This window comes from Gracilibacillus ureilyticus (assembly GCF_900111195.1).
Lineage (GTDB): Bacteria > Bacillota > Bacilli > Bacillales > Amphibacillaceae > Gracilibacillus > Gracilibacillus ureilyticus.
In genome coordinates, this window is record NZ_FOGL01000003.1 from 133,644 (window position 1) to 156,945 (window position 23,302).

Annotated in this window: 16 protein-coding genes; 15 read left to right on the top strand and 1 reads right to left on the bottom strand. The window is 38.4% G+C overall.

The features are described 5' to 3' along the window. Positions 1 to 113 precede the first annotated feature (113 nt). The 13 genes from BMW36_RS05045 to BMW36_RS05105 all read left to right on the top strand — a co-directional run bounded on the left by BMW36_RS05045 (position 114) and on the right by BMW36_RS05105 (position 19,543). The gene (locus BMW36_RS05045) at positions 114 to 1,112 is read left to right on the top strand and encodes a substrate-binding domain-containing protein (protein WP_089739673.1); all 999 of its coding nucleotides are present in this window, start codon (positions 114 to 116) and stop codon (positions 1,110 to 1,112) included. 19 nt (positions 1,113 to 1,131) lie between these two features. Next, positions 1,132 to 2,928, top strand: coding sequence for a cache domain-containing sensor histidine kinase (locus BMW36_RS05050; protein WP_089739675.1), 1,797 nt, complete (start codon positions 1,132 to 1,134; stop codon positions 2,926 to 2,928). Between the two features lie 5 nt (positions 2,929 to 2,933). Then, positions 2,934 to 4,136, top strand: a complete 1,203-nt coding sequence (locus BMW36_RS05055; RefSeq protein WP_089739677.1) for a response regulator transcription factor — start codon at positions 2,934 to 2,936, stop codon at positions 4,134 to 4,136. Positions 4,137 to 4,392: 256 nt separating this feature from the next. Next, positions 4,393 to 5,499 carry a multiple monosaccharide ABC transporter substrate-binding protein gene (gene chvE, locus BMW36_RS05060; protein ID WP_089739679.1) on the top strand — a complete coding sequence of 369 codons (1,107 nt, stop codon included), beginning with the start codon at positions 4,393 to 4,395 and terminating at the stop codon, positions 5,497 to 5,499. A 75-nt stretch (positions 5,500 to 5,574) separates the two neighbouring features. Beyond that, entirely contained in the window at positions 5,575 to 7,125 is a 1,551-nt protein-coding gene (gene mmsA / locus BMW36_RS05065; RefSeq protein ID WP_089739681.1) for a multiple monosaccharide ABC transporter ATP-binding protein, read from the top strand. Continuing rightward, complete coding sequence (gene mmsB, locus BMW36_RS05070) at positions 7,109 to 8,269, top strand: multiple monosaccharide ABC transporter permease (protein ID WP_089739682.1); 1,161 nt, start codon at positions 7,109 to 7,111, stop codon at positions 8,267 to 8,269. Before mmsA ends, mmsB begins: the two co-directional genes overlap by 17 nt. A gap of 408 nt (positions 8,270 to 8,677) precedes the next feature. After that, positions 8,678 to 9,529 (top strand): ABC transporter permease, encoded by an 852-nt coding sequence (locus BMW36_RS05075; RefSeq protein ID WP_425431923.1) that lies wholly within the window; start codon positions 8,678 to 8,680, stop codon positions 9,527 to 9,529. Next, entirely contained in the window at positions 9,530 to 10,399 is an 870-nt protein-coding gene (locus tag BMW36_RS05080) for a carbohydrate ABC transporter permease (protein WP_089739686.1), read from the top strand. It abuts the gene before it with no gap. A gap of 31 nt (positions 10,400 to 10,430) precedes the next feature. Then, positions 10,431 to 11,975, top strand: a complete 1,545-nt coding sequence (locus BMW36_RS05085) for an extracellular solute-binding protein (RefSeq protein WP_089739689.1) — start codon at positions 10,431 to 10,433, stop codon at positions 11,973 to 11,975. A gap of 121 nt (positions 11,976 to 12,096) precedes the next feature. After that, positions 12,097 to 14,370 carry an AraC family transcriptional regulator gene (locus BMW36_RS05090; RefSeq protein ID WP_089739691.1) on the top strand — a complete coding sequence of 758 codons (2,274 nt, stop codon included), beginning with the start codon at positions 12,097 to 12,099 and terminating at the stop codon, positions 14,368 to 14,370. Position 14,371: 1 nt separating this feature from the next. Next, a complete protein-coding gene (locus BMW36_RS05095; protein ID WP_089739693.1) occupies positions 14,372 to 16,420 on the top strand; it encodes a glycoside hydrolase family 65 in 2,049 nt (682 codons plus the stop codon). A 32-nt stretch (positions 16,421 to 16,452) separates the two neighbouring features. Beyond that, entirely contained in the window at positions 16,453 to 18,855 is a 2,403-nt protein-coding gene (locus BMW36_RS05100) for a glycosyl hydrolase family 95 catalytic domain-containing protein (protein WP_245711591.1), read from the top strand. A gap of 13 nt (positions 18,856 to 18,868) precedes the next feature. Further along, complete coding sequence (locus BMW36_RS05105) at positions 18,869 to 19,543, top strand: YesL family protein (RefSeq protein WP_089739697.1); 675 nt, start codon at positions 18,869 to 18,871, stop codon at positions 19,541 to 19,543. Positions 19,544 to 19,683: 140 nt separating this feature from the next. On the opposite strand, the gene BMW36_RS05110 is transcribed toward BMW36_RS05105, so the two are convergent. Then, the gene (locus BMW36_RS05110; protein WP_089739699.1) at positions 19,684 to 21,249 is read right to left on the bottom strand and encodes a Vga family ABC-F type ribosomal protection protein; all 1,566 of its coding nucleotides are present in this window, start codon (positions 21,247 to 21,249) and stop codon (positions 19,684 to 19,686) included. Positions 21,250 to 21,676: 427 nt separating this feature from the next. On the opposite strand from BMW36_RS05110, the gene BMW36_RS05115 reads away from it, so the two are divergent. After that, positions 21,677 to 22,159 carry a DUF2798 domain-containing protein gene (locus BMW36_RS05115; protein WP_089739701.1) on the top strand — a complete coding sequence of 161 codons (483 nt, stop codon included), beginning with the start codon at positions 21,677 to 21,679 and terminating at the stop codon, positions 22,157 to 22,159. A gap of 101 nt (positions 22,160 to 22,260) precedes the next feature. Then, the gene (locus BMW36_RS05120; RefSeq protein ID WP_089739704.1) at positions 22,261 to 23,256 is read left to right on the top strand and encodes an NADPH:quinone oxidoreductase family protein; all 996 of its coding nucleotides are present in this window, start codon (positions 22,261 to 22,263) and stop codon (positions 23,254 to 23,256) included. The last annotated feature ends 46 nt before the right edge of the window (positions 23,257 to 23,302 follow it).

The window sequence follows — 23,302 nt, forward strand, 5'->3', positions numbered from 1 at the left end:
TAGTTATGGCATTATCATATATACCTAGGTATTTAGATGGTAATAAAATAGGTTGTATAAATGATAGATATCTTTTACTATATAGGAGAACCTATTATGAAAGGGGTTACAAGATGAAGAAGCTACTATTTGTTTATCTCATGCTAATCGGTCTATTTGTCTTATATGTTTATCAATACCAAACAGATGATACAACAAATAGTCAGTGGTCAGATAAAGAACTGCGGGGGACAATTGATGAAAATTATGTCATGGTAACATTCCAGTCTGGTATTGATTACTGGAAACGGGCACTCAAAGGATTTGAGGATGCTGCAGAAGCATTAAATGTTTCTGTAGAATACAGGGGTGCCACACAATATGATGTAAACGAGCAAATTACTGTGCTAGAGCAGGTGATAGCCAAAAAGCCGGCAGGAATAGCTGTATCTGCGATGGACCCTGTTGCGCTTAATGATGTTATTAATAAAGCGGTAGATGCCGGCATCCCAATAGTCATGTTTGATGCAAATGCACCAGATAGTAAAGCGTTTTCCTTTTTAGGAACAGATAACTATTATGCCGGAACAGCTGCTGCCCACAAAATGGCTGAATTACTTAATGAAAAGGGTCAAATAGGAATAGTGACACATCCAAAACAATTAAACCATCAGGAACGTACCAATGGTTTCCGTGATACGATAGCTTCAGATTACCCTGATATGGAAATAGTTGCGACACAGGATGGCAGGGGGGATCAGATGACCTCAAAAGAAGTGGTCGATGAAATGATTCGGGATTTTCCCGAATTAAAGGGGGTTTTTGCTTCGGAAGCTAATGGAGGGGTGGGTGTTGGTCAATCGGTATTAGAACAGCAGAAAAAAGATGAAATACGTATTATCAGCTTTGATACAGATAAAGGAACATTAGATATGGTTGAGGAAGGTGTTATATCAGCAACGCTTGCCCAAGGTACATGGAAAATGGGATATTGGTCATTGCAGTATTTATTTCATATTCAGCATGACCTTGCAAATGATGTAGAAGCAGGCACCAACCTTCCGCGTTATGTAGACACAGGCATTACGTTTGTGACAAAAGAAAATGTCGACGAATTTTACCCCAATGAATGATAAGAATGGATGAGTGATTGTGAAAAGATGGATACAGATTAATAATATACCGATCAGATATAAACTCATCTCTCATTTTCTGCTGATTGGTATTCTTCCGATCCTTTGTTTAGGTATACTCGTCAGCCTCACAGTGGAAAGAGTGCTGGAGGAACAGGCTAATGATAACACAATGCAGTTAATCGGTAAGGTGAATCAGACCTTTGAGTTTTATATTAATAATATGCAGAGTATCACCTATATGATTGCATCAGATAATGAAGTCCAACAGTTTCTGGATGAGCCTGAAGGTATTAAAAATAAGTATGAAATTCAGCGTTTTTTGAGAAGTTTTACAACTATTACTTCGGAAGTAGCTGGAATAATGGTCATTAATAAAGAGGGGGAATATATCAGTAATGAATTGTATGCCCCTTCCATACTTGATCTCACAGAAAGTTTCTGGTATCAGGAAGCAGTAGAAAGTGACGGTATTTTCCATATTATCGGAAGGCCTGATGGGAGAAGGCTGACGTCGATAGTAGATTACAAAAATGATGACGTGGTATCTGTCGTAAGGGCGGTGATTGATCCTTTTACTAATGAAGTAAGGGGTGTTATACTTATTGATTTAAAATTACGGGTCATTGCTGAGACTGCAAGAGATATTCGGCTCGGAAAAAGCGGATATTTAATGGTCGTGGACAATAAAGGACAGAATATTTATTTGCCAAATCAGCCTATCATTGAGGAAGTGCCATTAGAATGGATTAGTAATCAACCTTCAGGAAACTTTTCTAAAACAATTAATGATGAAAAGATTCAGTTTATTTATCAGCGTTCCCCATTTGCTGATTGGACGACAGTCGGTGTATTTCCTGCAGAAGAGTCGTTACTAGAGCTTCGGGAAATTCGTTTTTATTTAATAGTTTTTATCTTTCTCATTATGCTTTTTGGGATTCCTGTCAGTTACTATCTGTCACATTCCATTTCAAAACCTATTGTTGAACTGATGACATTTATGAGAAAGGCAGAGAGCGGTGATCTGCATGTTCGATATAAGGATAAACGTTATGATGAAATCGGATTGCTTGGCAGAAGTTTTAATACAATGCTTCAGCAGGTGCTGGAACTTATGCGCCTGACGGAAAGACAGGAAAGACAAAAACGTGACGCAGAATTCCGCAGTTTACAGGCGAATATTAATCCGCATTTTCTTTACAATACTTTGGACACCATTCAATGGATGGCCAGAAAGCATAACGCAATTGATGTAGCGGAAGTGGTAGAATCATTAGCTAAATTGTTTAGAATAGGGCTGAGTAAGGGCAGAGACACGATAATGGTCTCAGAGGAAATCGAGCACATTGAAAGCTATTTAAAAATACAAAAGACGAGATATCAGGATAAATTGAATTACTCTATCGAGATGGATCCCCATGTGCACTCATATTATACGTTAAAATTTATTTTGCAGCCAATTATTGAAAACGCTATATATCATGGGATCAAAGAAAGAAGAGGACCGGGTCATATTCAGATAAACGTAGAGAAAGAGGAGGATCTGTTACTTATTACGATTGCAGATAATGGGGCAGGGATGACGCAAGAACGGCTTGATGAAATGAGAGAAGCATTACAAGAAGCTGTGAGCAGAACGGAAAATACAGAAGGGTCCAAGACCAAAAAGGGATATGGAATATTAAATGTCCAGGCAAGAATACAATTAGCATATGGAACTGATTATGGATTGGAAATAGACAGTGAAACAGGACAGGGAACACAGGTAAGGCTTCTGTTACCGGTAATTCGAGAGCAATATTTAGAGAAGGGGTAGTAACAATGGCTAGGTGGAAAGTATTAATAGCAGATGATGAGTTTATTATTCGGGATGGCATCAGGTCAGCTGTGGATTGGGCACAATTGGATATGGAGGTTGTCGGAGAAGCAGAGGACGGCGAGGAAGCAGTAGAATTAGCACTAAATAAAGGTATTGATATTTTGTTAATTGACTTGAATATGCCAATTTTAAATGGCATTGAAGCAATGAAGACAATTAAAGAAAAGATAGAATGTAAAATGATAGTTATTTCCGGATATGATGACTTCAGATATGCCCAGGAAGCGATCCGCCTTCAGGTCGAGGATTATATATTAAAACCGGTAAACCCTGAGAAACTGAAGGAGATCCTGTTTGAGGTGAAGAAAGAGCTGGAAGTCAGGAAAGAGCAGGAAGCTTATTTAGAACAGGCATCTAACCAGATTAAAAAAAATCACTCTCAATTAATGGAGCGCTTTTTCTTTGACTGGATGCACAATAGATTAACAGAATCGGAAATCAAATCACAACTTGAATTTTTACAGCTACCCGGAAACACACCAAAACGCCTGCTTTTGATTAAGTGGTCAGAAGAACAGATTAACCATGAGTTACTATCGGAAGAGGACAGAAAAACCTATTTATCTGCTATCGAAAATATAACGGCAGAAATCCTCGAGGGATTTGAGAAGGTGATTCTTCAGGATCAGAAAAAATGGATACAGGTGTTTATTTGGGACGAAACAAATAAGGATATTACTATTCAGATTGAAGATGCAGTGAAATTATGTATCAACCAGGTTGTATATGCGAGAATGACAACTATTGAAAATGGAGACTATCAACAGCTCACTTATGCTTATGAACGATGTAAAAATGAATTAAATAACTATATTCATTTAACTCCACTTGTAAGACAGGCACTGGCCTACATTCGGAAGCATTATCGTGAACAGGATCTGACATTGGAAAGTGTTGCAAGTACACTGCATGTTTCGGCAGTTTATTTGAGTAAAATGATCAAAAAAGAACTAGGCCAATCTTATGTCCATATTGTTACACAAATGCGGATAAAAAAAGCAAAAGAATTATTAAGATATTCAGATTTAAACATTCGGGATGTTGCAGAAGAAGTAGGATATGATTCCCAGCATTATTTTAGTACAGCATTTAAGAAAGAAGAAGGTATGTCACCGAAGCAGTTTAAGACAAAAGAAGCCCAGTAAAACTCCATGGCAAAAAAGCTTTAGCCAAATTTAGGATCGAACTATGCCCGAATTTTTTACGCATAAGTTCGGTTTTTTTGTTTTCCAGGATTTTTTACTTGTAATCCCCGCTGATTAAAAGTCCTGATAAAAAACGAACAGGTTAATTTTTTATAAAAACTGTTTAAATAAATGTAAAGCCTTACATTGGAAGTTTGGTGTACAGTATAACTAAGCAAGAAAGAATATGAATAAAGAAATGAAAGGGGATTCATTTATGAAAAAGTTTAGTTTACTTGCACTATTTTTAAGTCTTATCTTATTCCTTGCTGCTTGTGGCGGCGGAGAAGAATCGTCAGGGGGAGGCTCTGAGGATGGCGGAGAAGCAGCAGAAGGCGGTTTAATAGGTGTAGCGATGCCGACAAAATCTTCTCAGCGCTGGGTAGACGATGGGAACAACATGGTAGAGCAATTAGAGGCATTAGGTTATGAAACAGATTTACAATATGCAGAAGATGATGTAGATAAGCAAATTGAGCAAATTGAGAACATGATTGTAAAAGGGGCAAAAGCTCTTGTTATTGCTTCAATTGACGGTACTGCACTTACCAATGTATTAGAGAAAGCAAATGAACAAGGAATTGAAGTGGTTTCTTATGACAGGTTAATCATGGAATCTGAACATGTAAGCTATTATGCAACTTTTGATAATTTCCAGGTAGGGGTATTACAAGCATCATATATCGAAGAAGCGCTTGACTTACCAAATGCAGAAGGTCCATTCAACATCGAATTATTCGGCGGTTCACCAGATGATAATAATGCATACTTCTTCTGGGATGGCGCAATGAGTGTGTTACAACCATATATCGATGAAGGAAAACTAGTTGTACAGAGTGGTCAAACAGATTTTGAACAAGCGGCAACAATGCGCTGGGATGGTAATACAGCAAAATCACGTATGGAGAATATTTTAAGCAGTTCTTACTCAGGTGGGGAGACTGTTGATGCAGTTTTATCTCCATATGACGGAATTAGCCGTGGGATTATTCAGGCACTTACTGGGGTTGGTTATGGTTCAGATGATTTACCATTACCTGTAATTACGGGACAAGATGCTGAATTAGCATCAATTAAATCTATCATTGCAGGAGAACAAACTCAAACTGTGTTTAAAGATACTCGTGATTTAGCAGCAGTAGCTGTAAACATGACGGAATCTATTTTGAAAGGTGAAGAAGCAGAAGTGAATGATACAGAAACATATGATAATGGAGTAAAAGTTGTTCCAACATATCTAGTAGAACCTGTATCTGTAGATATTAATAATTACCAGGAAGTAGTTATCGACAGCGGCTACTACTCTGAAGACGAACTTCAATAAATAATGAGTTTAGTGGTGGTCCCGATCACCACTAAACCTGTTATATGATGTAATCTCCTGAAGGTGGTGAGTATCATGTCCAAATTTATACTGGAAATGCAAAATATTACAAAAGAATTTCCGGGTGTAAAAGCACTGGATAATGTGAATTTGCAAGTGAAGCGTGGGGAAATCCATGCATTGGTAGGTGAAAACGGGGCAGGTAAATCTACGTTAATGAAAGTACTCAGTGGAGTTTATCCCCATGGATCATATGAGGGATCAATCCTGTTTGAAGGTCAGGAATGCCAATTTAAAAATATTAAGGAAAGTGAAGAGTTAGGGATTGTAATAATACATCAGGAGTTAGCCCTTAGTCCTTACTTATCCATTGCCGAAAATATATTCCTTGGAAATGAAAGACATTCAGGTAAAGTAATAAAATGGCAGGAAACGTTCTCGGAATCCAAAAAGCTTCTCGAGAGAGTAGGATTGAAGGATTCTCCAGAGACAGCGGTTATGAACATTGGGGTAGGTAAACAGCAGTTAGTAGAGATTGCGAAGGCACTCTCTAAAAATGTAAAACTGCTAATCCTTGATGAACCTACTGCAGCATTGAATGAGACGGATAGTGAAAACCTGTTAAAGCTATTGCTAGATTTGAAGAAGCAAGGAATTTCCTCTATTCTAATCTCCCATAAATTAAATGAAGTTTCTGCAGTGTCAGATTCGATAACGGTATTACGTGATGGGCAAACGATAGAAACAATGGATACAAGTGTTGAGCGAGCATCTGAGGAACGAATAATTAAAGGCATGGTTGGTCGTGAATTGACAAGTCGCTTCCCTGACCGCAATCCAAATATTGGGGATGTATTGTTTGAAGTGAAGAACTGGAACGTTTATCACCCGCAGCATAGCGACAGGAAAGTAATTGATAATGTGAATATTCATATTAAACGCGGGGAGATTGTAGGAATTGCTGGTTTAATGGGTGCAGGCCGGACGGAATTTGCAATGAGCATGTTCGGCAAGACATATGGTAACAAAATTTCCGGCGAATTGTATAAGAATGGTCAACAAGTGCAGGCAAATACGGTAAGCCAGGCAATCGAGGCAGGAATTGCTTACGTGTCAGAGGACCGTAAAACTTACGGGTTAAATTTAATAGATGATATTAAACACAACATCACATTGTCCAACTTAAAGCGTATTTCGAAAAACACTGTTGTTAATGAAAATCAGGAGATAGTAGAGGCACAGGGATTAAGGGAGAAATTAAATATAAAAACTCCTTCCATTCAGCAGGTTGTTGGAAATTTGAGCGGTGGAAACCAGCAGAAGGTTGTGCTTAGTAAATGGATTTTTACTGAACCTGATGTTTTAATTCTGGATGAGCCAACTAGAGGTATTGACGTAGGTGCAAAATTTGAAATCTATACACAAATTAATGAACTGGCAGAACAGGGCTTAGCTGTGTTAGTTATTTCATCAGAATTACCGGAAGTGCTCGGCCTTTCGGATCGTATTTATGTAATGAATGAAGGACGGATTACAGGTGAATTGATGCGTGATGAAGCAAATCAGGAGAATGTAATGCGTTACATGACAGGAGCAGGGGGGACTAGTCATGCAGACAATCGTTAATTTATTCCGCAATAATATGCGTGAATACGGTATGGTTATTGCATTAATTTTAATAACAGGGCTTTTCTTTTTCTTATCAGATGGAGTCAATTTGAAACCACTTAACTTAACGAACCTAATCTTACAAAATGGGTTTATTTTAGTATTAGCTGTCGGAATGGTATTGGTCATTATTACAGGAAATATTGATTTATCGGTTGGTTCTGTAGTTGCAATTATTGGTGCGATCGCTGGCGTGCTGATCATCAATATGAATGTACCAGTATGGGCAGCTGTTGTTATTGCTCTTGTAGCAGGGGCACTTATCGGTGTATGGCAAGGTTTCTGGATTGCTTATGTAGGGATTCCCTCATTTATAGTAACACTTGCCGGTATGTTAATATTCCGGGGTCTTACACTCTATTTACTGGATGGTCAATCTTTAGCACCATTCCCGGACTCCTTTCAGAAGATAAGCAGTGGCTTTATTCCGGACCTGTTTGGTTCTGGAGGATTGCATATTACCACAATGGTTTTATCAATCATTTTGTCAGTAGTACTTGTGTATTTGGAATTCAATAAACGAAAAACACAAATTCAATATCAGTTTACGGTAATGCCATTATGGGTTACTTTAGTGAAATTAGTGGCACTAATCCTTGTTATTAATTGGTTTGCTTATCAATTGGCATTAAATAAAGGTATTCCAACAGTTCTTATAATCGTGTTTGTTTTAATTATTGCTTACACATTCATTATGAAGAATACCGTTATGGGGAGACATATTTATGCAACTGGTGGTAATAAGAAGGCAGCGGATCTTTCAGGGATTAAGACCAAACGTGTTGTTTTCTGGGTATTTGTAAACAACGGTGTCTTAGCAGCATTAGCTGGATTGATGTTTGCTGCAAGGTTAAATTCTGCCACTCCAGCAGCTGGAAACATGTTAGAGCTTGATGCAATTGCTGCTGTATTTATCGGTGGTGCCTCAATGGCTGGTGGTGTTGGTACGGTCATTGGATCCATTGTTGGTGGTCTCGTTATGGGTGTGATGAACAATGGTATGTCATTGATTAGTATTGGAATTGACTGGCAGCAATTTATTAAAGGTATGGTACTGTTGATTGCAGTAGGGTTCGATGTATATAATAAAAATAAAGGTTAAAACTCTTTCTGGAAAACTGAGCCTATTTTGCTGGGCTCGGTTTTTTTGTTTAAGCTATTAATATCCTCAAACCGAGGCTGAGGGTATAAAGTAATGAAACTGACTGCATCATCAACTTAGGAATTGTTGGTGATGCAGTCTTTTTTAAGTGCATTATAAGAACTAACCATTTCCGTACAGGCTGAACAAATCATTGATATGAAACGGAAAATAAGAAATGAATAGTGATTGTAGAAATGGTTGATTGTGCATTTCCTTCACATGACGATATGATGAATCCAAAGATAAGAAAGGGGGGAGCATATGGCGGAGCGTGCCGACACGTTAGCCGGTAAAAAAAGTAATAATCAGCAGTTGATAAATAGTCGTCTGGTAAAAAATATCAGGAAACACTGGGTGTTGTATCTGATGATTTTGCCGGGAATCATTTATTACATTATTTTTAAGTATATTCCATTGATGGGTAGTGTAATAGCATTTCAGGATTACCAGATTTTCAAAGGAATATTAGCAAGCCCTTGGGTAGGATTTGAAAATTTCCGTTTTCTGTATAACTATGAAGATTTTCATGAGGTATTAAGAAATACAGCATTGATAGCTTTTTATCAATTAATCTTTCAATTTCCGGCACCGATAATTTTAGCTCTGTTATTTAATGAGATAAGGATACTCATTGTAAAAAAAACTGTGCAAAGTTTATTTTACCTTCCACATTTCCTTTCATGGGTAGTAGTTGGGGGAATTGTGTTCGAATTGCTGGCAAATCAAGGGATCGTCAATGCCATTAGGGAAATGTTTGGTTATGCACCAATACTGTTTATGCAGGAAGAATCCTATTTCCGATCCATTGTAGTAATTTCTGGTATTTGGAAAGAAGTAGGCTGGGGTACGATTATTTATTTAGCAGCAATAACAGCAATTAACCCAAGTCTTTATGAAGCAGCAGTAATAGATGGGGCAAATCGGTTTAAACAAACGCTCTATATAACATTACCGTTAATGCTGCCAACAATTACTGTGCTGTTTTTATTAAATATTGGTAATTTCCTCGAGCTTGGTTTTGATCAGATTTATAATCTTTTAACACCAATGACTTATTCTGTTGGTGATATTATTGAAACATATGTATACAGGGCCGGGGTACTTCAAGGTCAGTATAGTTTAACAACAGCAATCGGATTATTTCAGTCTGTTATCGGCTTTGTTCTGCTATGGATTTTTAACAGGCTTGCAAGAAAATCAGAACAGGGGTTGTGGTAAATGAAACTAACTATAGGAGAGAGATTATTTCAGGTAGTTAATTATACGTTGTTGCTAGTTTTAGCCTCAACAATGATCGCACCACTCATCCATCTGCTGGCAGTTTCATTTAGTTCGCCTATCGCTGCGGATTCCAAAGAAGTGTTTCTGATCCCTGTGGAATTTACACTAGCGACATGGCAGCATATTCTCCAAAATGAAGTACTGTGGAGAGCATTCGGTGTAACAGTGTTTATTACAGTTGCAGGAACTTTTCTAAGTATGTTATTCACTGTATTGACAGCGTTTCCATTATCACGTAAAGAATTTATGCTGAGAAGGCCTGTCATGCTAATGATGGTAATTACAATGATCTTTAATGCACCAATGATCCCTTTTTTTCTAACGGTTAGAGAAGTTGGCCTAATGGATTCTATATGGTCTTTAATTATTCCTGGGTTAGTCAGCACGTTTAACATGGTTATTGTTAGAACCTTTTTTATGAGTATTCCGAAAGATATCGATGATGCGGCACGCATAGACGGCTGTAATGAGTTCCGGTTATTGTTCCAGATATATTTGCAATTATCGAAGCCTGTATTAGCAACAATTAGTTTGTTTTATGCGGTGGGTTACTGGAACACGTTCAAGACTGCGGTACTTTTTTTAAGAAATCCAGATTTATGGCCATTGCAAATGAGGTTAAGAGCATTTTTTACTTCAGAAGAAGAACTGGCAGCAGTTGACCTGATTATGGGAGATTTCGATTTTAATACAACCACTTTGAAAGCGGCTACAATAATATTTGCTACCATACCTATTGTTATCGTTTATCCATATTTGCAAAAGTATTTTGTTAAAGGAGCAGTTCTTGGTTCATTAAAAGAATAGATATGAAAAACTACAAGGGAGGTTTTCCAGAATGAAAAGAAAGTATTATTTTTTATTGGCAGCTGGACTGTTTTTATTTTTCCTGATTGGTTGTTCTTCCAATGAGAATGCAAGTGAGACGCAAGATGATACGGAAGGAGATCAGGAGACGGCAGAGTCAGGTGAAGAGGGAGCGACGGTTACTGTGTTTAAAAGTCATATGGGGAAAGGTACTATTCCAGAAAGTGATGATCCACATGTGCAGTATGTAAAAGATAAGACAGGTGTGGAGTATCAATTAATGACAACACCACCAGGTTCGGAGCCTGCTGAGTATATCAATCTAATGATCGCATCTGAAGATTTCCCTGATATTTTGAGACCAATAGGCGGGGTGGAACAAACACTGATTAATCAGGGCGGCGCATTAGCACTGGATGATTTGCTCCCAGAGTATGCTCCAAACGTTTGGGAGAGAATTCCTGAAGAAGCATGGAATATTGTCCGGTCAGCCTCTCCGGACGGGAAAATATATTACGTACCAAAAGTCTATTTAATCCCTGAACGTGCGGCTCTATTAAGACAGGATTGGCTGGATGCTGTAGGGATAGAGATGCCCGAAACCATCGAAGATTATAAAGAAATGTTGATTGCGTTTCGTGATCAGGACCCGAATGGAAATGGACAGCAGGATGAGCTGCCTACAAGTGGAAGGGAATTCGGCCGGTGGATGGACCATTTATTTGCCATGTTTGGTGTCGCGATGTGGGAAGGTTATCCGGAATGGGATATTTATAATGGTGAGATTAATTATGCTGGAACATCAGAAAATATGAAAGAAGCCATCAAATTTATTCGGGATTTATATGCAGAGGGTTTACTTGATAATGAAACATTTTTGAACAAGGGTGATGTATGGACAGCTAAGATTAATAACAATTTGGTTGGCAGCTGGTATCACCTTCCGGCAAACTTAAAAGAAAGATATGCTGCAATGAAAGAAGGTGCCCCGGATGCTTATGTTGTTGGTATGCCACTTCCTGAAGTGGAGGGATTTGACGGTTTTATTACCCAAAAAAGTATGGGCGAGCCTGAATGGATGATTCCGGCAGCCTCTGAAGACAATGCAATTAACTCACTAAAGCTGCTTGATTTCTTCTATGATCCAGCGAATGCAGATTTTGTACAATATGGTATTGAAGGAGTACAGCATGAGGTAGTTGACGGTGAGAAAGTATTACTTCCATCATCAGACGATAAGCCGCTTGCTTTAGGAATGTTAAATTTAACGACAGACGAATCAATGAATATTAGAATAGAAAACTCTTTCTCTGAAGAAGAACAGGAAATGGTGAAAGATATCTTTGAGGTAAGCAAGGCAGATGCGAGGAGAATCGCGGGAGACGGGCTGCCTTCAACCGTATATGAAGGATATCCAGATATTCAGTCGCATAAGTTGTTCCAAGAGTATTTAACAAAAATCGTCATCGGTGAATGGCCGATTGAGAAATTTGATGAATTTGTCGACAGATGGTATCAGTCAGGTGGCGAAGAAGTAACACAACGTGTTCAGGAATGGTATGACACCGCAAAGTAGTCAATCCGCTCCTTCTCTATGTTAAAAGAGAAGGAGTGAACTATTTTTAGATTATTTACCAAAGAATTCTGTCATATACTATAATAAGAAGAAAAACTGAGAGACAAAGGCAGGTGGGTTGATGAAGAAGGGTATAACCAATGTGCTTAGGAGAAAATTATCTGATACTCAAACGAGATTGCTGTTTCTGTTAATGGTATTGGTTATTTTTATTATTCTCACAGTAGGATTTTCTTCTTATTACACATCAAAAGAGGTATTGAAGCAGGAATTAAATGAACCACAGCAGCAAATGCTTAAAATTAACAAAAACTATATTGACGAGTACATTCTTGATTCCGATCAGATTGCTGTGCAGTTGGCGCTTGACCAGAATGTTTATCAATTTCTCACAAATAATGGGCAAAGTTCTTATCGGAATGTAAGAACTATTTATAATAAACTAACAACCATTACCCAAAATTCATCAGTAATCAAAAGTATTTATGTTTATAATCTAAAGGAAGACAGCTTTGTCGCAATTCCTCAAGGCTACAGTTCAAGCAGTGCCAATTTCAATGATGCGGAATGGACGAATGTCATTAATGAGTTAAAAAATACCCCAATGATTGTAAAATACCGTACATTGCCAGATGGAGCAAAGCATAAAGGTTCAAACATTTCACTATTTCGAAAAGTTAGCACACAAGGTGAAGCGATAGGACTCATTGCGATAAACTTAGATGAAAAAGAGCTTTTTTCTAAATTGAAGTCTTCGAGTGAACCTCAATCTAACAGTATGCAATATATCGTTGATCAGAATAACACCATTCTTTATAAAACAAATAATCATGTATTCGATACAGAGACGGTCGAGTATGTTAATGAAAAAGTAAAAAATGGCAGCTTAATGGATATCAGTTATAATAATAAGATTTTATTAACAAATCAGATAGCATCCCGGTATACTGGCTGGAAGTATGTATCTGTAGTATCACAGGAGAGTGTTTTGGCTAAATCGAAAACAATAAGGGATGTAGTTTTTACTGTATCTTTAATTGCCCTGGTGCTTGGCGGGATCGCTATTTTCTATATTCATTCTGTTGAGTTGAGACCAATCCGCAGATTAAAAGAATTACTCTCGGTAGATGAACAGCAAGAATATAAGCGCGATTTACTATATTTAGAGAATATTATTGATGACCTGGTAATTGACCATAAACATTTATCACATTTAATTAATAAAGTGAAGATAGAGGCAAAATCCAAATTTATATATGATATTTATATAGGTAAGCTAGTTAATAAAAAGGAAATTACAGAAAAATGGCAGACATACTTTGCTGAGTGGAATAATGAGGCTGTCCATTTACTTGTCGTGTCGATTGATAATTATCCGAGATGGAGGAAGAAAGTAACTCCAAATTACCACCCTGTTATTAAGTCTGGTATGGCAAATATTATTTCAGAAGTTTTGTCAACCCATTTCCGAGTGGAAGCTGTTGATATAGGTGCAGATAAGATGATATTTATTATTCAGCCAACTGATGAAAAGGTAGGCTTAGTAAACCATTTAAGGATAGCGCTTACAAAAGTGGAGGGTATACTAAAATTTACAGTATCGGCAGGGGTAAACAGAGGTTGTGTTCCTGTTAAGGATGTAAAAGAAGCAATGCTCCAGGCCGAGTCAGCTTTGCAATACCGATTATTGAAAGGATACGGAAAGGTATATATGCTTTCAGAAAAGACCGAAGGGAATACAGGGTTTTTAACTGATGAAGAGCAATTATTAAAATCTTTTACTAGAGCAGAGCCCATGCAGCAGGTAGAAATGATTAATCATTTACGCCATCGCATTGTGAAAGAAAGGCTTCACCCGAGACAGGTATTGCATTTAATGAAAAAAGTAAAGGAAGAAGTTTGGGAAGAGCACCATAAGGAAGCCGCCGTTGCAGATTTTGAATGGGAAACAATGGATATTGGTGATATTTCTGTTTGGTTGAATGAGATTATCACAGAAAAGATTGAAAAAATAAAAAAACTCAATGAATCAAAGAAATATATTATGTGTAAGAAAATGATTCAATATATGACAGACCATTTAAACGAACCAATTGGCATCCCTGAGATAGCAGAATCTGTCGGAATAAGTGTCAGCCTTGCCAGTCAATGGTTTAAAGAAGAAATAGATGATACAATCTATGGTTATTTTACCAGATTACGAATGGAACGGGCGGAACAGTTATTAATAGATACAGATAAAAAAATCGCAGACATTGCCGTAGAGATTGGTTATCAGCATGAGAACAGCTTTATCCGCAAGTTCCGTGAATACCATGATATGACCCCGGGGAAATATCGACGAGTAAATGCAGTGATGGAAAATATCGAACAGACTGCAAAAGGAGGTATGTAATTTGGATAGAAAACGTATTGTGCAGAAGCATAACCCAAAGATAAAGTCAGTAGAGCCATTATCCCCCCTTTCGATTGGAAATGGCAGTTTTGGCTTTAGCCTGGATTTTACAGGATTACAATCGTTTCCCCACCTTTATGAAACCCCATTAGGTACCGAGTCGAATTGGGGATGGCATTACAGCAGAAGAAAAGGATATTACCTTGATAGTGATATAGAGTATCAATTATATGACCATGACGGACGTCAGGTACCTTACCCTATGCTTCCTGGAAATAAAGAAGAAGCTTATCACTGGTTAAGGCAGAACCCGCACAGAGTACAGCTTGGCCAAATATCCTTTCAGTTTATCGGTGAAGACGGAATGGAAATTCCTTCAAGTAAAATAACTGAGATAAATCAGGAATTAGATTTATGGTCAGGCATTGTCACGAGCTGTTATAAAGTTCAAGGTGAGAAAGTGATTGTGAAAACAGTATGTGACTCTGATTCCGATACGGTCGGAGTAACGATAAGCTCTACCTTATTACAAAAAGGAAGAATCCGAATCATTCAGTCATTTCCATGTCCGGATATCAGCCATCATTCCTGGGATAAAGCTACCAATCTGAACTGGGACCATCAGAATAGACACCATACTTACACAGTGAGCCGCAATAAACAGCAAGTCCGGTTAAAACGGGAAATGGATGAGGATTTCTATTTTGTAGGATGGATGTTGAATGGAGCGGATTTTGTGCAAGTGGACACTCATCAGTATCAGTTAATACCTCCAGAATCCAATGAATACAGCTTTACTGTTACGTATTGTCATGAGGAAGAGATCGCGGTAAAGTCTTTGGAAAATATAATGATGGATACTCGACTTTTCTGGGAGGATTTTTGGCAGAACGGGGCATTTGTTTCCTTTGAAGGCAGTTCTGACGAAAGAGCTGAGGAATTAGAGCGCAGAGTTATTTTGTCACAGTATTTAACGGCCATCCACAGCAGTGGCGAAATACCGCCGCAAGAAACAGGGCTGATGTACAACAGCTGGTTCGGTAAGGCTCACCTTGAAATGCATTGGTGGCATGCTGCCCATTTTCCGCTATGGGGCAGGGCAGACAGGCTAAGCAAAAGTTTGAATTGGTATATAACAATCCTGCCAATCGCCAGAGAGCTCGCTGCGAAACAAGGTTATGACGGGGTAAGATGGCCGAAAATGGTCGGTGCAGATGGCAGACAGAGCCCTTCACCTGTAGCTCCGGGTCTTATATGGCAGCAGCCGCATCCTATTATGCTGGCTGAGCTGGTCTATCGTGATAGTCACTCACTAGCTGTCCTTCATCACTATAAAAAAATAGTTTTTGAATCTGCTAATTTCATGGCTGATTTTGCTAAATGGGAGGAGGAAAGTGAAGCTTTTGTTTTAGGTCCGCCCCTTATACCTGCTCAGGAATGTCACCGAATGGAGGAATCGAAAAATCCGCCATATGAGTTAGAGTACTGGAAGTATGGATTGGAAACGGCAGTAAAGTGGGCAGAGAGGTTAGGCGATGAACCTGATGAGAAATGGATTCAGGTTGCAGGCAAGCTAAAGAAGCCTCGTGTACTTGATGATGTCTATCTTGCCCATGAAAATTGCGATAATACTTTTTCTGATAAAAACCATGATCATCCTTCCATGGTGGCAGCACGGGGAATGCTAAGCGGAACATTGATAGATGAGAAGATAATGAAAAATACATTGAATAGAGTAAAGGTTCAGTGGCAATGGAATACAGCTTGGGGTTGGGATTTTCCGATGTGTGCCATGACAGCAGCCCGGTTAGGTGAACCGGAGCTGGCAGTTGATTTTTTATTAATGAAGGCTGTAAAAAATACGTACTTACCAAATGGACATAATTATCAAAGACCGGGTTTAACGGCATACTTACCTGGCAATGGTGGATTATTAATTGCCATTGCGATGATGATTGCAGGCTGGGATGGAAGCGGTGATGGAGAATATCCAGGATTTCCAAAAAAGAATTGGAACATTCAAGCAGAGGGTTTTCAAGCATATATATGATTTTTCCCTAATGGACAAAGAAAGGGCTTGATATGATGTTTAATAATGTGGCAGATCGGAATAAACTGCTTTTACAATATCCAGCTTCATGGTGGAGAAATATGTGGCGGGAAGCGCTCCCGGCAGGAAATGGAGAGATTGGTGCAGCGGTTTATGGAGCGATTAAAAAGGAGACAATCTTAATCAATCATTCAGAATTATGGCATTTAGGTGTAATTGGTGATTTGCCTGATGTGAGTCATACGTTGACAGAAACAAGGGCATTAATGGATCAGGGGGAATACCACAAGGCCAACTGGCATTTAACAGATAAGGTGAAGAAGGAAGGTTATTTCTCTAAGTTAGCCAATCCGCTGCCATTAGTAGACCTCTGTATAGAAATGCCCTGTGATGAAGCGTTCAGTGAATATTGTCGGGGGATTAACATGGAAACAGGTGAGGTTGGGGTGACATGGAAAGAAGGTGACGTGAAGTTTAGCAGACATTTATTTGTCTCACATGCTGACAATGTGATTGTCTATCAGATTGAGACTGATAAAAGTGATGCACTTTTTGCAGAATTAGGATTTGCATTGCATCCGACCGACTCAGTCAATATGAAAGACAGATATGAAGAATTGCTGGAGACAGTGAAAATACAAGTAGAAGATAACTTTATGTATTATAAAGCAACGAATGAAGATGGCGAAGATTTTGGGGCTGTAGCAAAAATAATAGCAGAGGATGGATTCTTAAACGAAACGGATGATGGAATGCTTCAGTGTGTTGACACCAGCCGTCTGACTGTACTTGTAAAAGTTTTTATCCATGGGGATAATGAACAGCAATGGTCCCTGTTAAAAAGAGAGTTATGTAATCTGAATGAAAATTATGAAGATCTGTTATCAGCACATCTGCAATTTTATCAGCCTTTATACTTCTCATCTTCCTTGCAATTAACTACAGGCAAGGATAACTATTTAAACGAAGAAATGCTGTTACAGGCATATAGAAGGAAAATATCAAAAAGGTTAATAGAGAAATTATGGGCATTTGGCCGCTATCTGTTTATTTCAGGGACAAAATCAGAGGGTCAGCCTTTTGGGATGTATGGCCTCTGGCATGGAGATTATCAATTAATGTGGAGCCACCGGATGGCAAATGAAAATATTCAGATGATGTACTGGCACACCAACGTTGGTGGATTATCAGAATTGAACCATTCCTTAATAGATTATTATATTCGTTTAATGGATGATTTCCGTGATAATGCCCAAAAGTTGTTTGGCTGTCGGGGAATCTATATACCTGCAGGAACAACACCCGGGATTGGGAAGCCGAATCAGCTCGTTCCGGTTATTATGAACTGGACATCTGCAGCAGGCTGGTTAGCTCAGCATTTTTACGCATACTACCAATTCAGTGGGGATAAAGCATTTTTGACAGAGAAGGTACTTCCTTTTATGAAAGAGGTGGCGAGATTTTATAAGGATTTCCTGATTATTGATAACAATGGGCTGTACAAGTATTACCCTTCTGTTTCACCTGAAAACACACCGGCAAATTATATGCCGGATTGTAAAGAGCTGGTACCGCACCCTATGCCATCAACAATTAATGCAACAATGGACTTCGCTGTGATGAAGGAGCTGCTGCAAAATTTAATCGAGGGATGTTCGCATGTTACGCCAAATGAGGAAGAGATCAATATTTGGACAGATATGCTGAAAAGAATTCCTGAGTATCAATTGAACGAGGATGGATCAGTTAAAGAATGGATGGATAATCATTTTCATGATAATGACAAGCATAGACACCTCTCACATATTTATCCGGTCTTTCCCGCACAGGAAGTGGTGAAAGAAGAGAATAACCAGCTCTACAACGGGTTTCGAAAGGCAGTAGAGAAAAGGGAACTTGGGGCACAAACCGGCTGGTCTTTTGCGCATATGGCTAGTATTTACGCAAGATTAGAAGATGGTAATCGAGCATTGCAATGTCTCGATAATCTGTCCCGCTCCTGTCTGCTCAATAACTTGTATACTGTCCATAATGACTGGCGCAATATGGGCTTGTCCATGGATATCAATTATGCTCCAGTCCAACTCGATGCGAATCTGGGGATAGTAAATGCAGTTCAGGAAATGTTGCTTTATGTATCCCCCCGTCTCATCAGACTACTGCCGGCATTGCCCGATGAATGGCTGGCAGGGCGTGTTAGTGACTTTCGTTTCACTTCCGGAAGAATAAGCTTTGACTGGAATGTACCGGAGGGTACCTTTTCAACAGAAATCTTTTCCGAAAGAAAAACAGAAATCACGTTATGTTTGCCAGAGTTTTTAAATGATTTTGTGTGGATTAGTGATGGGGATGTTACGAAATCCGCATATGGAAAGGGATACCTGGATATTACCATGAAGGCAAACCAATCGATAAAAATATTTTCGAACGAATAGAAGGGGGATAAAAATGCAAAATTCCGGGGTGTTTAGCAGCTTTTATATGATTGCAGACTGGATTTACCGATATACATCAGTAAACATAATATGGGTCATTTTCAACCTTCCTCTGGTGTTCCTTTTATTTAATTTGCTGTTAGCGGATAATCTTGGGGTTATCGTAATACTTGCAGGATTGATGTTACTACTTTTACCATTTGTTTTTTATCCGGCAAATGCTGCACTCTTTTCCATTGTGGATCTTTTTATAAAAAAAGAGGATGTAAAAATTTTGCGAGAGTTCTGGCTCTGTTTTAAGAAAAATTATAAAAGGAGCATGAAAATAGGTGGGATATTTACTGTTCTTTGGTCATTCCTTTTAATTGATTTATTCTATGTTATCAATCTGGGGAATTCCGCATTAACATATCTATTTATTGTTTTATGTTTTTTTGCTTTTGTTTACCATTTGCTAGTATGCAGCAGTACTAATTATTTACAAGCTGATATTATCTCCACACTTAAAAAGGCTGCTAATCTGATGTTAACACACCCGATTCTATCTATTTCACTTGGCTTCATCGGTTGCGGTTTTCTTTATACCATTACTAATATAACGCCCATTTTCCTACCTTTCTTTTCAGGTTCTGTATTAGCTTTTCTCTCACTGTTAGTATTTATTAAGATTCATCGGGAAAAAGTGTAAGATATTGTTTGATTGAAAAGAGGGTGGGACCTAACTATTTAGTTCCACCCAAAAGTATGTTAAGTTTATACAGCACTCCGGCAGATCGCTAGTGTAATTTACATGATCATTCCGAATATGGTATATGACAATACTTTGTCTCAGCGTCCTTCCAGTGCTTGCTTCTCTTTTAATAATGCCTGAAACTCTTTTTCCAGCGCATCGGATGGTTCCATGCTTAATCTGCTTAGGGTGTCAGTTATTTTTGTTTCGATTAACAATTTCTGTTCCGCTAAACTATCATTCTTTACTGTTTTTCTATTCTTCCATTGGTGATAAGTGCCTGCAAAATAATGCATTTGCTGCTTTTCAATTGAAATAACTTTAGTGGCAATCTTTTCAACAAATCTCCGGTCATGCGAAACAAAAATTAATGTGCCTTCATAATCGGTGAGCAATTTCTCGAGGGCCTCCATTGCTTCCACATCAAGGAAATTGGTCGGTTCATCAAGGATTAATGTATTGCTTTCACTGAGAAACAGCTTGGCTAAGGCAACTTTTACTCTCTCCCCGCCACTTAAAATGTCAATCTTCTTATACACATCCTCTTTAAAAAAATGAAGTCTTGCTAATACTGTTCTAATAAGAGTTTCATCGTATGTGGAAGTTTCTCTGACATTTTCGATAATCGATTTATTTAAGTGAAGCAGGGAAAGATCCTGATTAAAATATGCAATTTGACATGCAGAAGAGATAGCTATTTCTGGGCCGTTTTCAATAATTTTACGGATAAATGTAGTTTTCCCTGAACCGTTTTCACCTATTACCGCTACTTTATCCCCGCCTTTTATCAGGGCGTTTGCATCCTTCCAAAGTATCTTATTTCCCACTTTCGCGCTAAGTTGCCTGATTTGAATTAAATTACGGTCTTTTATTTTCTCCTGTTTTGGCAGATCCATCTGTAGAGGTTTCTCTGTATAAGGTTTTTCAACTTTTTCGATCTTTTCTAGACGTGTTTCTATTGCTTTCGCTGTTTGCTGTAACTTTTTCTGTTTCTTGGCAAAATAAGGTTTAGCCCCGGTGATTTTAGCTTCAGACCGGCTAGTCTGTGCTGGTTTTTTTGTTGCACGGTTCGCTTTTTGCTCTTTTAGTGCTAGTGCTCGCTCAAGCTGTTGCTTTTTCGTTTGGTAATTTTCGTATGCCTGTTCCTGCTGATGTAGTTCTTGTTGTTTTTGATTCTGGTAAGCTTGATAATTACCTTGATATTCACGAATGGTTCCACTATTTACTTCCCATATTTTTGTACAAACGGCATCCAGGAATGCACGGTCATGGGATACAACAATAAACGCACCCTGCCACTTTTTAATTATTTGCTCCACCCATTCAATATGTTTCGCATCCAAATGGGTTGTAGGTTCATCCGCTAGCAATAGACCGGTTTGATTGGAGAATGACTGTTGAATATATTGTTGAGTAACTTCTCCACCGCTTTTATTACCCTGCTGTTGTTTTAGCTGTGGCAGCAGTTCCATTTTCGTGTAGGAAATGATGTCCCCTTGCTCAGGTTCCATTTGCCCTGCAATAACATGAAGGAAGGTGGTTTTACCAGTTCCGTTCTTTCCGACTAATCCTATCCGGTCACCTTCATGTACTTCCAATGAATCCACTTCCACTAATGTTCGCGATGGCACAGAAATGACAAGCTGTTTAACTTGTAAAAGCATATTAGATCGCTCCTTTAGATTGGAGACAAATAAAAAAGTCTCCATATTCTGAGTCAGAACAGGAGACATACAGATACCGTTAAAGGGCACAAAAATAGTGACAAAATTACTGAGCCTTAGGAATTGTATAATCCTATTCTGAATATTAACCATAAAGACAGACTGCTCCCGTTGTTCATTACAGGAAGAAGCTTTATGAAAATATTACGAGAAAACAGGATTATAACTTCATTGGCCTAAGGTTCACCCTTTCCTAATCGATTAATTCCAGTTTATGCAAATGAATAGATAATGTCAATCATAATTGTAAAACCAATCAGGAAAACCTGAGCATAATTATTCCTTAACAAATGTTCACAGAATGTTCACTTATGATAAAAAAATTATTTTGATATACTGATCATCTAAAAATGAAAGGATGAATATTATGCCAACAAATAAAAAAGAAAGCTTTCTATTCGGTCTCATTATGTGTTCTGGAATGGTTGCAGTGATGGCCACTTATAATCTCTTAATGATGGGGAATCTGGAGCAATTGACAATGCAAAATGTACTAGTAGAGGTCTTCATTGGATTTATTCTGGCACTCTTATTAGATTTATATATTGTCGGGCCTATTGCTAAGAAATTGACCCTGCGATTACCTTTTGACAAGTCAAACAAGGCACTGTTCGTGTTATGTATGTCTACTTCTATGATTATTGGAATGGTGTTTTTTATGTCTGCGTTTGGGCTGATTATGTCTTTCCTTGGTCAAGGAATGGATGGCAGAGGAATACTTAGTGCATATGGAATTATCTTTATGAAAAATTTTATTGTTGCTTTTCCATTGCAATTATTAATCATGGGGCCAATTGTTCGCTATATATTTAATAGGTTCATTCAGAAAGGGAAATATAAAATGGCATAAATACTCATTGAGAATTTGGGTCGTTTTAAATATTTGTAAACCACCGATATTTTGCTTAGTATTATGATAAATAAGTCAACACTTACACAGGAGGAATAATAATGTCTGATAATACTTTTGAAGCCTTAGTGGTAAATAAAGAAGAAGATCAATTTTCAGTAAATATACAACGATTATCACATGATGACTTGCCACAGGGAGAAGTGCTTGTGAAAGTCCATTATTCCGGTGTTAACTATAAGGACAGCCTCGCGACAGTGCCAAACGGTAATATTGTAAGGAACTACCCGATGGTGCCTGGGATAGACCTGGCAGGTGTGGTAGAATCGTCCACAGATCCGCAATATAAAGCAGGAGATAAGGTGATTGCAACCAGTTATGAAATTGGTGTTTCCCATTTTGGAGGTTATAGTGAATATGCAAGAGTTCCGGCAAAATGGGTTGTTCCCTTGCCGGACGGATTGACATTAAAGGAAGCAATGGTTATCGGTACTGCGGGATTTACAGCAGGATTGTCGGTGAGGAGTCTTATGCAAAATGACATTACTCCTGATAAAGGAAAAGTGTTAGTAACAGGCGCTACTGGTGGTGTTGGAAGTTTTGCTGTCTCTATCCTCTCTAAGTTAGGTTACGAGGTGGAAGCAAGTACGGGTAAAGAAAGCTCGCATGACTATTTAAAAAGTATTGGCGCAGCCTCTGTTATATCCAGAGAAGCAGTTTACAATGGTGAATTAAAACCACTAGACAAGCAAAGGTGGATCGGTGCTGTTGATCCTGTAGGCGGTGAACAGTCATCCTCCGTGCTTTCTCAAATTAAATACGGAGGAACAGTTGCAGTTAGCGGTTTAACAGGTGGTGCCAAAATCCCTGCAACTGTTTTCCCGTTTATATTGAGAGGTGTTAACTTGCAAGGAATTGATTCAGTATATTGTCCAATGGATACGAGACAGGAAGTATGGACATTGTTAGCAACAGATTATAAGCCTGACAAATTAAATGAACTAATCCAGCAGGAAGTAACGATACAGCAATTGCCGAATGCTCTTCCATCATTACTTGAAGGAAAGGCAAAAGGCAGAATAATTGTAAGGATGTAAACTGGAGGGAGAGTCTGTCACCGGCTGACAGACCTCCCTGTTTTCG

What these genes read in the sequence shown, in the direction of transcription:
- mmsB (WP_089739682.1), top strand. Translation starts at nt 7,109, where the DNA reads ATGCAGACAATCGTTAATTTATTCCGCAATAATATGCGTGAATACGGT.
- BMW36_RS05120 (WP_089739704.1), top strand. Translation starts at nt 22,261, where the DNA reads ATGTCTGATAATACTTTTGAAGCCTTAGTGGTAAATAAAGAAGAAGAT.
- BMW36_RS05100 (WP_245711591.1), top strand. Translation starts at nt 16,453, where the DNA reads ATGATGTTTAATAATGTGGCAGATCGGAATAAACTGCTTTTACAATAT.
- BMW36_RS05085 (WP_089739689.1), top strand. Translation starts at nt 10,431, where the DNA reads ATGAAAAGAAAGTATTATTTTTTATTGGCAGCTGGACTGTTTTTATTT.
- BMW36_RS05090 (WP_089739691.1), top strand. Translation starts at nt 12,097, where the DNA reads ATGAAGAAGGGTATAACCAATGTGCTTAGGAGAAAATTATCTGATACT.
- BMW36_RS05105 (WP_089739697.1), top strand. Translation starts at nt 18,869, where the DNA reads ATGCAAAATTCCGGGGTGTTTAGCAGCTTTTATATGATTGCAGACTGG.
- BMW36_RS05115 (WP_089739701.1), top strand. Translation starts at nt 21,677, where the DNA reads ATGCCAACAAATAAAAAAGAAAGCTTTCTATTCGGTCTCATTATGTGT.
- BMW36_RS05110 (WP_089739699.1), bottom strand. Translation starts at nt 21,249, where the DNA reads ATGCTTTTACAAGTTAAACAGCTTGTCATTTCTGTGCCATCGCGAACA.
- BMW36_RS05075 (WP_425431923.1), top strand. Translation starts at nt 8,678, where the DNA reads ATGATTTTGCCGGGAATCATTTATTACATTATTTTTAAGTATATTCCA.
- BMW36_RS05080 (WP_089739686.1), top strand. Translation starts at nt 9,530, where the DNA reads ATGAAACTAACTATAGGAGAGAGATTATTTCAGGTAGTTAATTATACG.
- mmsA (WP_089739681.1), top strand. Translation starts at nt 5,575, where the DNA reads ATGTCCAAATTTATACTGGAAATGCAAAATATTACAAAAGAATTTCCG.
- BMW36_RS05045 (WP_089739673.1), top strand. Translation starts at nt 114, where the DNA reads ATGAAGAAGCTACTATTTGTTTATCTCATGCTAATCGGTCTATTTGTC.
- chvE (WP_089739679.1), top strand. Translation starts at nt 4,393, where the DNA reads ATGAAAAAGTTTAGTTTACTTGCACTATTTTTAAGTCTTATCTTATTC.
- BMW36_RS05055 (WP_089739677.1), top strand. Translation starts at nt 2,934, where the DNA reads ATGGCTAGGTGGAAAGTATTAATAGCAGATGATGAGTTTATTATTCGG.